Origin of the sequence: Nocardia sp. CA-129566 (assembly GCF_050956075.1) — a bacterium.
GTDB lineage: Bacteria > Actinomycetota > Actinomycetes > Mycobacteriales > Mycobacteriaceae > Nocardia.
On sequence record NZ_CP192085.1, the window covers coordinates 3607131 to 3621031 of the forward strand.

The window sequence follows — 13901 nt, forward strand, 5'->3', positions numbered from 1 at the left end:
GTTCCGAGGGTCCGTATCTCGCACCGGCAGGTACCCAAACTCACCCACCGGAGCGGGGCGCGCACAGCATCATCAGCACTTCTGATCAGACGTGCTGCAATACCCCCTGAACCCGCACGGGCGCAGATCCTTGGGTGGGGCGGTTGGCCGCGGCGCAACGGTCGCGTCGGGGGCTGGCCGACTCGCGCCTGTTGATTGCGGGGGCTGGTAGATGTGTTTGCCGGGGTGATTGTCGTGTAGCTCACCACTGCGGTTCGGGGGTGGTGAGAGTCGTTAGGGTGGGGATCGAGTGTCCGCCTATCGCAAGGAGTTCGTCGTGAGCACCGCCGCTCGGACCGCGCCCGTGACCGTCGCCGTGACCGGGGGTGCGGGGCAGATCGCCTACGGTCTGCTGTTCCGGATCGCGTCCGGGGCCATGCTCGGGTCCGATACACCGGTGCGGCTGCGCCTGCTCGAGATCCCGGCCGCGGTCGCATCGCTGGAGGGTGTGGCGATGGAGCTCGAGGACGGTGCCTTCCCACTGCTGGAGTCGATCGATATCAGTGACGACCCGTGGGTCGGGTTCGCCGGGGCGAATGTCGCGCTGCTGGTGGGCGCGCGGCCGCGCACCGCGGGGATGGAGCGTTCGGATCTGTTGGCCGCCAATGGCCCGATCTTCACCGAGCAGGGGCAGGCCATCAATGCCAGCGCCGCCGCCGACGTCAAGGTGCTCGTGGTCGGAAATCCGGCCAATACCAACGCTTTCATCGCGATGAGCAATGCCCCCGACGTGCCCGCCGAACGCTTCACCGCCATGACCCGGCTCGACCACAACCGCGCCATCGCCCAACTCGCCAAGAAGACCGGCACACCTGCCGCAGATATCGCCCGCGTCACCATCTGGGGTAACCACTCCGCGACTCAGTACCCGGATATCACTCAGGCCACCATCGCAGGCAGCCCCGCCCTCGACCTCGTCGACCAGACCTGGCTGCGTGAGGACTTCATCCCCACCGTCCAACAGCGTGGTACCGCCATTATCCGGGCCCGTGGCGCATCTTCGGCCGCCAGCGCGGCCAGCGCCGCCATCGACCACATCCACGACTGGTCCCTCGGCACCCGCGCCGATGACTGGACCTCCATGGCCGTCCCCTCCGACGGCTCCTACGGCATCCCCGAAGGCCTCATCGCCTCGTTCCCCGTCACCTGCGCTGACGGCGCATACTCGATCGTCCAGGGCCTCGATATCGACGACTTCTCCCGCACCCGTATCGACGCCAGCGTCGCCGAGCTCGAACAGGAACGCGACGCGGTCATCGACCTGGGGTTCGCCAAGCGCGCCTGACCGTCGGCAGCCGGTCCGGACGATCGCTCACAGCAGTCCGACCCGGCTTCTACGTAAGCGAGCGTCCCGGCTCGGCCCGAATCGTCCTGACGGCTTGCGAAGTGTCGTGGCGGGTACGGATTCCCGGTTCGTAAGGAAGGCTCTGCCGCCACATCGGTGTTCCAGAAGCTGCATGGTTGAGCACCCTCTTTCTTGCTGAGGAGCCGAATGCGTATCTCGCCGCTGTGCGCGTCGGTCGCGCCGTCTCATGCTCAGGCGGTGGCTGCGACGTCGCGATTCCTGCCGAGGGCCAACTGGCCGGCAGTGGCCAGATGAATGAGCGCGAGCACGGTGCCGCCGACCATCATGCCCGGAACACCCTGAGTGGCGCCTATGGCGACGTCACCGAGCTGGACCGCTCCGGAAACGGTCAGCAGCGGTAGCAGGCCGCGCTTGTGGCGGCTGGTCAGGCTGAACAGTAGAGCGGCGCCGAGTGGGATGGCGCGGGCGGCATAGGCCTGGGCGTACATATCGACGCCGGCGGAGTCCGCGCCGCCGGTTACGGCGAGGGTGGGGTCGATCAGAGCCACGGCGCTGAATGCCATGGCGACACTCGCACCGATTGCGTTGACGATGATCGCGGACTTGGTGAGCTTCTCGGTCTGCATCTTTCACTCCAAGAATCGTTCAAAGTCTGAATGGTTCTGGGATCAGTATTATGCGACTCATGAAGAACGTCAAGGCGGATAATCTGCCGGAGACCGTCACCTTCCGGCTCGGACTGCTCGGCGCGTTCCTGACGGACCGCTTCAGTGCCCGCGTGGCGGATCTCGGCCTCAAGCCGAAACATGCCGGAATGCTGAATGTGCTCGCGGCCAACGGTCCCGCTTCGCAGATGGAGATGGCGCAGATCTTGCGCGTCGCGCCGAGCCTGGTCGTCACCCTGGCCGACCACTTGGAATCCCTGGGCGCCATCGATCGACTGCGCGATCCGGAGGATCGTCGCCGTCAGATCCTGAGTCTGACCTCCCACGGACACGCGCTACTGCGCAAATGCCTCGAAGTGGCACGTGAGATCGACGCCGAGACCACCGCGGATCTCACCGCCGCCGAGCGCGCCGCATTGCATCGAACCCTCGGCGCGCTCGCAGATCGGCTGGGACTGCCGAACTGATCCCCGCTAGTCGACGGTCCAGGTTTCTGGGCCATTGAGCAGGGTTTGCAGCGAATCCGCCTGTACCGGTGTGCGTTCCCGCGCCGCTGTGGTCTGGGTGCGGACCGCATCGTCGTAGGTGGGCCTGGTGACATTGCGGAAGATGCCGGTCACCACATGGCCGAGGTCCTGGTCGGACAGGCGCGAGAGGGCGTAGGCGTACTCCGGATTGTCGGCGTTGGCGTCGTGCACGATGATGTCGGACTCCTCGACCTCGTCGGCGCGGGCCACCGCGAGTCCGAAACCATCACGGACCACGGCGAATTCACCGTCGGCGCCGAAGCGGATCGGTTGGCCGTCGTGCAGCGGAATGAGGCGGGATTCGGCGTCGCCCTTGCGCAGCACGTCGAAGGAGCCGTCGTTGAAGATCGGGCAGTCCTGCAGGATCTCCACGAATGCGGTGCCGCGGTGTTCGGCGGCGGCGCGCAGCACCTCGGTGAGGCCGGCGCGATCGGAATCCAGTGCGCGGGCGGCGAAGCTGGCCTCGGCGCCGAGCGCGACCGAGAGGGTGTTGAACGGGTGGTCGACCGAGCCCATCGGCGTCGACTTGGTGATCTTGCCCTGTTCCGAGGTGGGGGAGTACTGCCCCTTGGTGAGTCCGTAGATCCGATTGTTGAACAGCAGGATCGTCATATTCACATTGCGGCGCAGTGCGTGGATCAGATGGTTGCCACCGATCGAGAGCGCGTCACCGTCACCGGTCACCACCCACACCGACAGATCCGGCCGGGTCACCGCGAGCCCGGTCGCGATGGCGGGCGCCCGGCCGTGGATCGAGTGGATACCGTAGGCCTCGAGGTAGTACGGGAACCGGCTCGAGCAGCCGATCCCGGAGACGAACATCAGGTTCTCCCTGCGCAATCCGAGTTCGGCGAGGAAGCCGCGCACGGTCGCCAGGATCACGTAGTCGCCGCAGCCGGGGCACCAGCGCACCTCCTGATCGGAGGTGAAGTCCTTGACCTTTTGCGGCCCGTCGGCCGCGGGGACACCGGAGATCCCGGTGAGACCGAGATCGGTTCCGATGAGCGAGGTTTCGACGATGGTCATCAGTTACCCCCAGTCGAGTACGTGGCCCGAGCCCGCGCCGCGAAGGCCTTATCGTTTTCCATCTCCTCGATCGACCCGTCCAGAGCGGCATCGATCACCCCGACGAGTTCCTGCGCGGAGAACGCCGTACCCGCGATCTTCGTCCACGGCTGCACATCCACCAGGTACTTCGCCCGCAGCAGCATGGCCAGCTGACCGCCGTTCATCTCCGGCGCCACCACCGTGCGATAGCGGCGCAGTACGGCACCGAGGTTGGCGGGCAATGGATTCAGATATCGCAGGTGCGCCTGGGCGACCGGGACACCGCGGCGGCGGGCGCGGCGACAGGCCTCGCCGATCGGTCCGTAGGAGCTGCCCCAGCCGATCAGCAGCAGTTCGGCACGCCCATCCGGATCGTCGACCTCGAGCTCGGGAACGGCGATGCCATCGATCTTGGCCTGCCGTAGGCGCACCATCAGCTCGTGGTTGGCGGGCTCATAGGAGATATTGCCGCTGCCGTCGGCCTTCTCCAGTCCGCCGATCCGATGCGCTCGGCCCGCGGTGCCCGGCACCGCGAGCGGCCTGGCGAGGGTCTCCGGATCGCGGGCATAGGGCTGGAACGGCGTACCTTCCTCGGCGTGCGGCTCGAAGCGCGGATCGATCGGTGCCAAGTCGCTGACACGCGGAATCGACCATGGCTCAGAACCATTGGCGATCGAGCCGTCCGAGAGCAACAGCACCGGTGTGCGATAGGTGAGGGCGATGCGGGCCGCCTCCACCGCGACGGCGAAGCAGTCGGCGGGGGAACGCGGCGCGAGCACCGCGACCGGCGACTCCCCATTGCGCCCATACAGCGCTTGCAGCAGATCGGCCTGTTCGGTCTTGGTCGGCAGTCCGGTGGACGGACCGCCGCGCTGCACATCGACGATCAGCAGCGGCAGCTCCGTCATCACCGCGAGTCCGATGGTCTCGCTCTTGAGTGCGAGTCCGGGTCCGGAGGTGCTGGTGACCCCCAGCGCACCGCCGAGCGAAGCACCCAGCGCCGCGCCGATGCCCGCGATCTCGTCCTCGGCCTGGAAGGTGGTGACGTCGAAGTTCTTGTGCTTGCTCAGCTCGTGCAGGATGTCCGAGGCGGGCGTGATCGGATAGGTGCCCAGAAAGACCGGCAATCCGGACAGCTGACCTGCGGTGACGAGGCCGTAGGCGAGCGCGGTATTGCCGGTGATCTGGCGATAGGTGCCCGGCGGCAGCTTGGCGGGGGATACCTCGAAGGTGGTGGCGAAGCTCTCGGTGGTCTCGCCGTAGTTCCAGCCCGCGCGGAAGGCCAGCAGATTCGCCTCGGCGATATCGGGCTTCGCGGCGAACTTCTCGCGCAGGAAGCGCTCGGTGCCACCGATCGGGCGGCCGTACATCCAGGACAGCAGGCCGAGCGCGAACATATTCTTGGCGCGCTGGCCGTCCTTTTTGCCGACACCGGTCGGTTCGGTCGCGGCGAGGGTCAGTGAGGTCATCGGGACGCGGTGCACCACGAAATCGCTCAGGGTGTCATCGCTGAGCGGATCCGTCGCATAGCCGACCTTGCCGAGATTGCGCTTGGTGAATTCGTCGGTGTTCACGATGACAGTGGCGCCGCGCGGCAGGTCCTCCAGATTCGACTTCAGCGCGGCCGGGTTCATCACCACCAGCACATCGGGCTGGTCACCGGCGGTGAGAATGTCGTAGTCGGCGATCTGGATCTGGAAGGACGAGACGCCGGGTAGCGTGCCCTGCGGCGCCCGGATTTCGGCCGGAAAGTTGGGCTGGGTGGCGAGGTCGTTGCCGAATGCGGCCGCCTCGTGTGTGAAGCGGTCACCGGTGAGCTGCATTCCGTCGCCGGAGTCCCCGGCGAACCGAATTACAACCTTTTCCAATTTCGCTGTGCCGACATCATTTTGGTCCGCGCTGATCCGATGATGTGGGGACATGTGCCTGCTTCACTTCCTCGTCCGATGGGAGGTGCCATTGGCCAACCTACTCCGCCGTGTGCGGGATTTGCTTGTGAAATGCTTTACGAGAAGAGCGCCAGCTGCGTGTCGTTCGGAACCGGTGTCGTGGGCTGGGTCTCGGGTTCCGGGGTGTGTTCGCGGATGAGGCCGTGTTGTTGTAGCAGCGGCTGCACCCGCTCGTGTAGCCAGGAGCCGTACTCCGGTGTCACATAGGCGCCCCGCCCATAGAGCTGGCGATAGCGGCGCAGCAGCGCGGGATGGTGCTCGGCCAGCCAACTCAGAAACCAGCCGCGGGTGGCGCCGCGCAGATGCATCGGGAACGCGACCACCGAAACCGCCCCGGCCTCGGCGATCGCGCCGAACAGCGCGTCCAGATGGGCGCGGCTGTCGGTGAGATAGGGAATCACCGGTGCGACCATGACATTTACCTCGAACCCGGCATCGGCGAGCGCCCGCACCATTTCCAGCCGTGCCTTCGGGGCCGGGGTGCCCGACTCGAGGCTGCGGTGCAGATCGATGTCCAGGATCGCGATGGAGACCGCGATGCTCACCCGGACCTGCCCGGCCGCCGCGGTGAGCAGTGGCAGATCTCGGCGCAGCAGAGTGCCCTTGGTGAGGATGGAGAACGGCGTCCCGGAATCGGTCAGCGTGCGAATGATGCCGGGCATCAAACGATATCGACCCTCGGCACGTTGATACGGATCGGTATTGGTGCCGAGTGCGACTGGTTCCCGATGCCAGGAGCGGCGGCCGAGTTCCTTGCGCAGTACCGCGGCGATATTGGTCTTCACCACGATCTGCGAATCGAAATCCCGGCCCGCGTCCAGATCCAGATACTCATGGGTGGGACGCGCGAAACAGTAGCGGCAGGCATGCGAACAACCGCGCATCGGATTGATCGTCCAATGGAACGGCAGGTTCGACGCCTCCGGCATTTTGTTCAGCGCGCTCTTGCACAGCACCTCGTGGAACGTGATGCCCTCGAATTCGGGGGTCTGCACGGTGCGCACGAAACCTGCCCGGCCCAGGCCGGGCAGGGCGCCGTCGTCGGCATCCAGGGTTTGGCTTTGCCACCGCACCCTCTCAGTCGAACATGTGTTCTAAACGGTGTCAAGCGATCTGTCGGGTGGTGGACTGGGTGAGCTGCTGCGGGTCGGTGAAGAAGGTGACCAGATCGCGCACGGTCTCATCGATGGGCCGTGGCTGATAGCCGATTTCGCGTTCGGCCTTGCCGTGGTCGACGATCGGGGCCGAGACCAGCGCGCCGAGCGCGGCCTTCGAGACGATATCGGTCTTGAAGAGTTTGCCGATCGGCTCGAGTGCCGGGATCAGGCCGTTGACGACCTTGGGGGAGATCGAGAACTTCGGCCCCTTCTTGCCGCCGCAGGCCGCCGCCGTGCGGCACAGGTCGAGCATGGAGATCATCGAGCCGCCGAGCAGGTAGTTCTCGCCGGTCTTGCCGCGCTCCCCGGCCAGGATCAGGCCCTTGGCGACATCGCGCACGTCGACCAGATCGAAGCCGCCACCGATCATCGCGGGCACCCGGCCGCGAGCCGCGTCCTTGAGCGTGCGGTTGATCCTGGACAGCGGGGTGCTGTAGTCGAGCGGGCCGAAGACGCCGGTGGGATTGCAGATGACGGCGTCGAGGCCCTTGTCGATGACCTTGCGCAACTCGATCTCGCCCGCCCACTTGGACCGGTCGTAGACGGGCAGGCTCGGATCGGTCGAGCGCACCGAGGACTCGTCGATGCGGCCGCCGCAGGTGTACTGGTTGAAGGCGTGGATGGAGCTGGCATGCACCATCCGGCGCACGCCGAGGTCGAGTGCGGCCTCGGCGACGACGCGCACGCCTTCTGTATTGACCTTCCAGGCCAAGTCGTGCTGCTCGGCCAGGGTGATCACGGCGACCAGGTGGTAGACAATCTCCGCGCCCGCGAGGACGGTGCGCATGGATTCGGGATCGAGCACATTGCCGCTGACCCAGGTGATGTTCGGGTCCGTCCGCTGCTCCGTAACGATGCGATCGATGGCGGTGACCTCATGTCCTCGTTCGACCAGCAGGCTGAGCAGATTCGTGCCAAGGTACCCGGCTGCGCCGGTCACTGCGACCTTCATGTGATCGAGAATATAGAACTTGTTCTAATTTGCAACACGTTCCAGTTCCTTTCCGGTGGCCGCGTTGGGCTCGAAAGATGCCGTTGGGGTCCGCTATATTGGGCGCAACCGCAGCGGTGCCGGTATCAACTCGCGGCTGCGCAGGGGCCCGATCACAGCTGCGCTGCCGGTCCGGGCAGGGAGTGACGTTGATCGACGCTATGAGTACTGAACTGCAGTTCAAAAGGATATGGGGGGTGCAACTCGATGGCTGATCTCTCGGTGGAGACCGATGCGGTCCGAGCCTTCGCTACCACGAACGCCGGGGTGGCCGGCGAGATCGCGGGGGCGGGCAATTTCGACGCCGTGCAGAACGTTGCCGCGCTCACGCCGGTATTCGGTTTGATCGGCGGCGACTATCTGTTGGCCTTCGCCGCGGCACAGGTATTGCAGGCCAAGGACATCAACGATCTCTCGGCCAAGTACGACAAGCTGTCGAAGTCGGCGTTCACCGCGGCCGGTGCGTTCGATACCACCGATTCCAGCAACGCCGGCGTGTTGAGCGCGATCACGAACCAGGTCGGAGGCGGGGCATGAAGCCGATGGATACCGGCGTGATCGCACCCGACGGCCAGAGCGTGGCGATCGAAGAGGCCGTGATCGCGACACAGAACACCGCGGTCGATGCGCTGCAGAATGTCGGGCAGGGATTGAGCGATCTGTCGCTGCCGCAGTTGCCCGCGGATCTGCCGCCGATCGAGGCGCCCGAATTCGTACTCGCGCGCAAGATCACCGAGGACTCGCCGCAGCTGGGCACCATGCCAGCGGGATTGTCGGGACTGAACGGCAATTCGACGCCGGATGCCAGCGCGATCCTGTCCGGCGCGGTGCCGCCGGACGTATCGCAGGCACTCACCGATGCGCATACCGCGATCAGCCATGCGGCGGCGCCGGTGGTCCAGGCGGCGCAGAGTGTGGCGCAGCAGGCGCAGAGCGCGGTGAGCAGCGCGCTCGGCGGAGCGAGCACCCAGGGGGCGGCGGCGAGCGCGGCGGCGACCGGCATTCCTACCGACCCGGTCGCGACGCTGATGCAGGGGCTGTCGATTCCCGGGATTCCCGGCATCGACACCTTGTTCCAGCCGATTCTCCAGCTGCTCAGCAGTTTCGGCACCGGCGTTATCGGCGCCTTCGACCCGACCGCGATTCTCAGTCAGTCCTCGAAGATCATCGAGGCCGCCGTGAGCGTGGGCAAGGGTGGTCTGCAGACCGTCGAGCAGCTGTGGGAGGGCCAGTCCTCACGCGAGGCGCAGGCCGCGAGCAAGACGGCGCAGACCCAGGGGCAGGACACCAGCCAGCGCGGTATCGATATCTCCGAACTCACCCAGCAGGCTGCCGCGGTGGTGCAGCAGGGCAATGCGCAGTTGCTCGGGATCGCGAGCGAATTCGCCACACAGGCCACCGCACTCGTGCCGGTTGCGCTGACCCCGCCAGGTCAGGCCGCGCTGATCGCGACGGCGACCGAACATCTGGGGTCGGCCGTCGCGGTCGCCAATGCCACCCGTGGTGACCTGGCCGGGAAGACCGCCGAACTGACCGGTCTGGTGAACCAGCTGCTCGGGACCAGCGGTCTGCCCGCCCCGCAGGAGGTCGCGCAGGCGGTCATGCAGAACATCGGTGAGCCGATTCTGGAGCAGGCGCAGTCGATCGCTTCGGACGCCTCGACCAATGCCGCCAGCCTGTTGGACGGATCGAGCACCTCCGGTTCACCGAGTACGGCCACCACGACGGCATCGACCAGCACCGGACACAGCACCACGGGCACGCCGAGCATCACCGGCATCGGGAGCAGGTCCGGATCGTCGAGTGGATCGGGTTCGCCGTCGACACCGAAGGTGACCGGTACCCCGGGCAGCACCGTTTCGCCCATCAGCCGGGTCTCGGGTTTGTCGGGCACGTCGTTCGGCACCGGCACATCGACCGGCTCCGCCGGCACGGGCAGCTCATTCATGGGTGGCAGCCCCGGTGCCACCGGGCAGCGCGGTGCCAACGACGACGAGCACTCACGCACTGTCGAGCCCTACCAGAGCCGTACCGGCAATGACGACCTCACCGGTCCGCTCGGGGAATCCACCCCCGATGTCATCGGTGCGACCCATCCCGACGAACTGGTCAGCTCGGATTACGAACAGGACCAGTTCTAACCCCAACCGCCACAACGGTTCTGACAGTGCCCCCGCCCGATTTCCGGCCGGGGGTGCTGTCGTTGCTGTCCCTCCGGGTCCCCGTTGTCGGGATCCCACCCGGTATGGGGATCTCTGCTGCACTCGAAGTGCCGGGTGTGGAAACCCGCCGACGAGTCTGCTGTATCCGACCCACCCCCGAACCCAATGGGGGTGCGGCCGCGTCGATCTCGAGGCCGAACGACAACGACCCTCGCCCCGGTGTGGGGGAGGGTCGCGGCGCTCGGAGCTGATGGATTCAGTGGTCCTGGCTGAAGGCGTCGAGGAGCTTGCGGTAGAGATCGGTGAAGCGTTTGCGGTTGTCCTGCTGGTCGGTGGTCAGGCCCTGGGTCGCCTCCGGGGCGTACATCAGCGCGTGGACGTCCTGGTCGGGCGGGGCGGGCATCAGGTCGATGATCTGCAAGCCCTGGTCGTCATTGCTCGGCATGCCGAGATCGAGGGCCGCGAGTGCTCGGGTTTCGGCCAGTGCGGCATTGAGGACGTCGGTGGGAACGGTGCCGGTGAGCCGCTGTGGTGAGACGTCGGCGGCCCGGGGGGTCGCAGCGGCGTCGGGCTGGTGGACGGCGCGGCCATCGGCGTAGATCTGCAGCATCGGGCGCAGGTCGACCCGCTCGGACCAGCCGGTCGGAATGGTCGTCAGCGTCAACAATGCGGTGGCGGGCAAGGGGGCCTGGACCGGGCCGGGCGGCGGCGCGTCGGTGGCCGGTTGGGCCGAGGCGATGCCCCAGCTACCGGCGAGTGCCACGACCAGAACCAGCAGTGCCGACTTCGTTCGCATGAAATCCCCATCTACGGTGTGCAACAGGCCAATTTCTCTCGATGATCGAACCGAATGCCCTCGATCATCGCAGCGCGCAGGCCCGAATCAGCGCCCGCGCGCGGTGGTGTCGCCCAATTCCTATCGTCAGCGCAGGCCCGGCGGATTGCTCAGATCCGGCGCCGAGTACGTATCGCATGCCTGAACCTGGCCGGTCTTATATCCAGTGAGGAACCACTTCTGCCGCTGGTCCGAGGAGCCGTGGGTCCAGGCCTCCGGATTGACCCGCCCCTGGGCGGCGCGCTGGATCCGGTCGTCGCCGACCGCGGAGGCGGCGGAGAGGGCATCGCGGATGTCGTTGTCGGACAGGGGCTTCAGGAACGGCTGGTCGCTGCCGGGCGCGTTCTGCTTATCCGCGAAGTGGGCCCAGATGCCCGCGTAGCAGTCGGCCTGGAGTTCGGTGCGCACCGCGCCCGACTCGGGTCCGCGCGGATCCCGCTGGGACCGGCCGATATCGCCGAGCAGGTTCTGGATGTGGTGGCCGATCTCGTGCGCCACCACATACTCCTGGGCGAGCGGGCCGCCGCTGGACCCGAAGCGGTCGACCAGCTCCTGGAAGAAGGTGGTGTCGAAGTAGGCGGTCCGGTCAGCGGGGCAGTAGAACGGGCCGACCGCGCTGGTCGCATTGCCGCAGCCGGTCGCGACGGCGCCGGAGAACAGCACCAGCTTCGGCTTCGAATACTTCTTGCCGGTCTGCTGCGGCAGTTGTGCCGCCCACACCGCGTCGAGGCTCTGTGCGGTGGCCACCACCCGGCAGTCGACGTATTTATTGGCGTCCGCGCCGGTCTTGCAGTGCGCGGGCGTGCCAGCGGTCCCGGGCTGCACAGTGCTGCTCTCGGTGCCGTTCAGCTGTCCGAGCAGCGACCCGGGATCGCCGCCGAACAGCAGGCCCAGCACCAGCAGGATCAGACCACCCGCGCCACCGCCGAGCGCCAGCTTGCCGCCCATCCCCGGTCCACCACCGGAGGAAGCGCGATCCGGGTCGATCTGGAGGCCTTCGTTGAAGGTCATCTGCTTCGCTTTCTGTGTTGGATTTGCAGCGCCTGCGGCGGTGGGCACGGGTGCCGTGATGCTCGGATTCGGCCCGGGAGAGGCGGCCGCGACCTTGTCGCTATACAGCTTCGCACGGGTGGCGGCGATATCGGTTTCCAGTTGGGGAATGTGTCTCACTACGATGGACGCGCACCGGGTTCGCCCTTCCGGTGTCACATTCGTCGAAAGGAATCCCGTGCTGCGCACCCACTTGGCTGGTTCGCTGCGAAGCGAGCACGCCGGTCAGACCGTCACCCTCACCGGCTGGGTGGCCCGGCGTCGTGACCACGGTGGCGTGATCTTCATCGATCTGCGCGATGCGTCGGGTGTGGCGCAGGCGGTGTTCCGCGAGGGTGAGCCCGCCGCACAGGCGCACAAGCTGCGCGCCGAGTATTGCGTGCTGGTCACCGGTGTCGTCGAGCGGCGGCCCGAGGGCAATGAGAACCCGGAGTTGCCGACCGGTTCGATCGAGGTCAACGTCACCGAGCTCGAGGTGCTCAACGAGGCCGCGCCGCTGCCGTTCCAACTCGACGAGCAGCCCGGTGAAGAGGCGCGACTGAAGTACCGCTACCTCGATCTGCGCCGCGAGGCGCCCGGTAAGGCCATTCGGCTGCGGTCCAAGGTCAACGCCGCCGCCCGCGCGGTGCTGGCCCAGCACGAATTCGTCGAGGTCGAGACCCCGACGATGACCCGCTCGACTCCCGAGGGTGCCCGCGACTTCCTGGTGCCCGCACGCCTGCAGCCGGGCAGCTTCTACGCACTGCCGCAGAGCCCGCAGCTGTTCAAGCAGCTGCTGATGGTCGCGGGAGTCGAGCGGTACTACCAGATCGCGCGCTGCTACCGCGACGAGGACTTCCGCGCCGACCGTCAGCCGGAATTCACCCAGCTCGACCTCGAGATGAGCTTCGTGCGCCAGGAGGATGTGATCCTCGTCGCCGAGGAGATCCTGGAGGCGCTGTGGCGGCTGGTCGGCCACGAGATCCCCTTCCCGATTCCGCATATGACCTATGCCGAGGCGATGCGTCGCTTCGGCAGCGATAAGCCGGACCTGCGTTTCGGCGTCGAGATCACCGAATGCGCCGAATACTTCAAGGACACCCCGTTCCGGGTGTTTCAGGCGGAGTACGTCGGCGCGGTCGTCATGCCGGGCGGTGCGAGCCAGCCGCGGCGTCAGCTCGACGCCTGGCAGGAGTGGGCCAAGCAGCGCGGCGCCAAGGGTTTGGCGTATGTGCTGGTGCAGGAGGACGGCACGCTCGGCGGTCCGGTCGCCAAGAACCTCAGCGAATCCGAGCGCGAGGGCCTGGCCAAACATGTCGGCGCGGTGCCCGGTGACTGTGTGTTCTTCGCTGCGGGTCCGGCCAAGGCGCAGCGTGCGCTGCTCGGCGCGGCGCGCGGCGAGATCGCGCGCAAATGCGGTCTGATCGATGAGAACGCCTGGGCGTTCGTGTGGATCGTGGATGCGCCGATGTTCGAGCCAACCGCCGATGCGACCGCGAGTGGTGATGTGGCACTTGGCTATTCGGCGTGGACGGCGGTGCACCACGCGTTCACCTCACCCAAGCCGGAATCGATCGACACCTTCGATACCGACCCGGGTTCGGCCCTGGCCTATGCCTACGACATCGTCTGCAACGGCAATGAGATCGGCGGCGGCAGCATCCGTATCCATCGCCGCGATGTCCAGGAGCGCGTCTTCAAGGTGATGGGCATCGGGCACGACGAGGCCCAGGAGAAGTTCGGCTTCCTGCTGGACGCGTTCTCCTACGGCGCCCCGCCGCACGGCGGTATCGCATTCGGCTGGGACCGGATCACCGCGCTGCTGGCCGGTATGGATTCGATCCGCGAGGTCATCGCCTTCCCGAAGACCGGCGGCGGTGTCGATCCGCTGACCGACGCACCCGCGCCGATCACCGCGCAGCAGCGCAAGGAAGCGGGTCTGGACGTCAAGCCGGAGCAGAAGAAGGACGGTGCGGCGAAGGGCCCGGCCGCCGCGGAGTAGGTCTTACGTTCTCCGGCTCACAGCGGTGAGCGCCCGAGGCAGCGTCACATCGGTCGCTCACAGTGAACCTGGTTGGCATCCTCACGCCGGGGTGCTCGCGCATCGCCCGCGCGCTGGCAGCGAGGGGCCGATCGCGCAGGTCCAGATGTGGCTGTGGACGCCGTCGTTGTCCCCGAAAGTGATCGCCAATTC

The 13901-nt window shown here is 66.6% G+C and carries 12 protein-coding genes; 5 read left to right on the top strand and 7 right to left on the bottom strand.

What is annotated here, in order from left to right; all coding sequences use genetic code 11:
- The first annotated feature begins 316 nt into the window (after nucleotides 1-316).
- Nucleotides 317-1324 carry a malate dehydrogenase gene (locus tag ACQP0C_RS15615; protein ID WP_433733612.1) on the top strand — a complete coding sequence of 336 codons (1008 nt, stop codon included), beginning with the start codon at nucleotides 317-319 and terminating at the stop codon, nucleotides 1322-1324.
- A 251-nt stretch (nucleotides 1325-1575) separates the two neighbouring features.
- Here the strand turns inward: ACQP0C_RS15615 and ACQP0C_RS15620 are convergent, their stop codons facing one another.
- Nucleotides 1576-1971 (bottom strand): hypothetical protein, encoded by a 396-nt coding sequence (locus ACQP0C_RS15620; protein ID WP_433733613.1) that lies wholly within the window; start codon nucleotides 1969-1971, stop codon nucleotides 1576-1578.
- A gap of 59 nt (nucleotides 1972-2030) precedes the next feature.
- Between ACQP0C_RS15620 and ACQP0C_RS15625 the strand changes: the two genes are divergently transcribed.
- Nucleotides 2031-2477 (top strand): MarR family winged helix-turn-helix transcriptional regulator, encoded by a 447-nt coding sequence (locus ACQP0C_RS15625; RefSeq protein ID WP_433733614.1) that lies wholly within the window; start codon nucleotides 2031-2033, stop codon nucleotides 2475-2477.
- A gap of 6 nt (nucleotides 2478-2483) precedes the next feature.
- Here ACQP0C_RS15625 and ACQP0C_RS15630 read toward each other — a convergent pair whose 3' ends face one another.
- The 4 genes from ACQP0C_RS15630 to ACQP0C_RS15645 form a co-directional block, all read right to left on the bottom strand.
- Entirely contained in the window at nucleotides 2484-3563 is a 1080-nt protein-coding gene (locus tag ACQP0C_RS15630; RefSeq protein WP_433733615.1) for a 2-oxoacid:ferredoxin oxidoreductase subunit beta, read from the bottom strand.
- Complete coding sequence (locus ACQP0C_RS15635; protein WP_433733616.1) at nucleotides 3563-5506, bottom strand: 2-oxoacid:acceptor oxidoreductase subunit alpha; 1944 nt, start codon at nucleotides 5504-5506, stop codon at nucleotides 3563-3565. The genes ACQP0C_RS15630 and ACQP0C_RS15635 overlap by 1 nt, the downstream gene beginning before the upstream one ends.
- 83 nt (nucleotides 5507-5589) lie before the next feature.
- Nucleotides 5590-6606: an Rv2578c family radical SAM protein gene (locus tag ACQP0C_RS15640; protein WP_433733617.1), complete on the bottom strand. Its 1017-nt coding sequence runs from the start codon at nucleotides 6604-6606 to the stop codon at nucleotides 5590-5592.
- Between the two features lie 31 nt (nucleotides 6607-6637).
- Nucleotides 6638-7642, bottom strand: a complete 1005-nt coding sequence (locus ACQP0C_RS15645) for an NAD-dependent epimerase/dehydratase family protein (protein ID WP_433733618.1) — start codon at nucleotides 7640-7642, stop codon at nucleotides 6638-6640.
- A gap of 246 nt (nucleotides 7643-7888) precedes the next feature.
- On the opposite strand from ACQP0C_RS15645, the gene ACQP0C_RS15650 reads away from it, so the two are divergent.
- Nucleotides 7889-8218, top strand: a complete 330-nt coding sequence (locus ACQP0C_RS15650) for a type VII secretion target (RefSeq protein WP_433733619.1) — start codon at nucleotides 7889-7891, stop codon at nucleotides 8216-8218.
- Nucleotides 8215-9822, top strand: a complete 1608-nt coding sequence (locus tag ACQP0C_RS15655) for a hypothetical protein (RefSeq protein WP_433733620.1) — start codon at nucleotides 8215-8217, stop codon at nucleotides 9820-9822. Before ACQP0C_RS15650 ends, ACQP0C_RS15655 begins: the two co-directional genes overlap by 4 nt.
- Before the next feature lie 277 nt (nucleotides 9823-10099).
- On the opposite strand, the gene ACQP0C_RS15660 is transcribed toward ACQP0C_RS15655, so the two are convergent.
- Nucleotides 10100-10639 (bottom strand): hypothetical protein, encoded by a 540-nt coding sequence (locus tag ACQP0C_RS15660; RefSeq protein ID WP_433733621.1) that lies wholly within the window; start codon nucleotides 10637-10639, stop codon nucleotides 10100-10102.
- 126 nt (nucleotides 10640-10765) lie between these two features.
- The gene (gene ypfJ, locus ACQP0C_RS15665; protein WP_433733622.1) at nucleotides 10766-11689 is read right to left on the bottom strand and encodes a KPN_02809 family neutral zinc metallopeptidase; all 924 of its coding nucleotides are present in this window, start codon (nucleotides 11687-11689) and stop codon (nucleotides 10766-10768) included.
- Between the two features lie 217 nt (nucleotides 11690-11906).
- On the opposite strand from ypfJ, the gene aspS reads away from it, so the two are divergent.
- Nucleotides 11907-13709 (top strand): aspartate--tRNA ligase, encoded by a 1803-nt coding sequence (gene aspS, locus ACQP0C_RS15670; protein WP_433733623.1) that lies wholly within the window; start codon nucleotides 11907-11909, stop codon nucleotides 13707-13709.
- Nucleotides 13710-13901 lie beyond the last annotated feature (192 nt).

Coding starts and splice junctions, on each gene's coding strand:
- ACQP0C_RS15620 (WP_433733613.1), bottom strand. CDS start 1,971: ATGCAGACCGAGAAGCTCACCAAGTCCGCGATCATCGTCAACGCAATC.
- ACQP0C_RS15625 (WP_433733614.1), top strand. CDS start 2,031: ATGAAGAACGTCAAGGCGGATAATCTGCCGGAGACCGTCACCTTCCGG.
- ACQP0C_RS15630 (WP_433733615.1), bottom strand. CDS start 3,563: ATGACCATCGTCGAAACCTCGCTCATCGGAACCGATCTCGGTCTCACC.
- ACQP0C_RS15635 (WP_433733616.1), bottom strand. CDS start 5,506: ATGTCCCCACATCATCGGATCAGCGCGGACCAAAATGATGTCGGCACA.
- ACQP0C_RS15645 (WP_433733618.1), bottom strand. CDS start 7,642: ATGAAGGTCGCAGTGACCGGCGCAGCCGGGTACCTTGGCACGAATCTG.
- ACQP0C_RS15650 (WP_433733619.1), top strand. CDS start 7,889: ATGGCTGATCTCTCGGTGGAGACCGATGCGGTCCGAGCCTTCGCTACC.
- ACQP0C_RS15655 (WP_433733620.1), top strand. CDS start 8,215: ATGAAGCCGATGGATACCGGCGTGATCGCACCCGACGGCCAGAGCGTG.
- ACQP0C_RS15660 (WP_433733621.1), bottom strand. CDS start 10,639: ATGCGAACGAAGTCGGCACTGCTGGTTCTGGTCGTGGCACTCGCCGGT.
- ypfJ (WP_433733622.1), bottom strand. CDS start 11,689: ATGACCTTCAACGAAGGCCTCCAGATCGACCCGGATCGCGCTTCCTCC.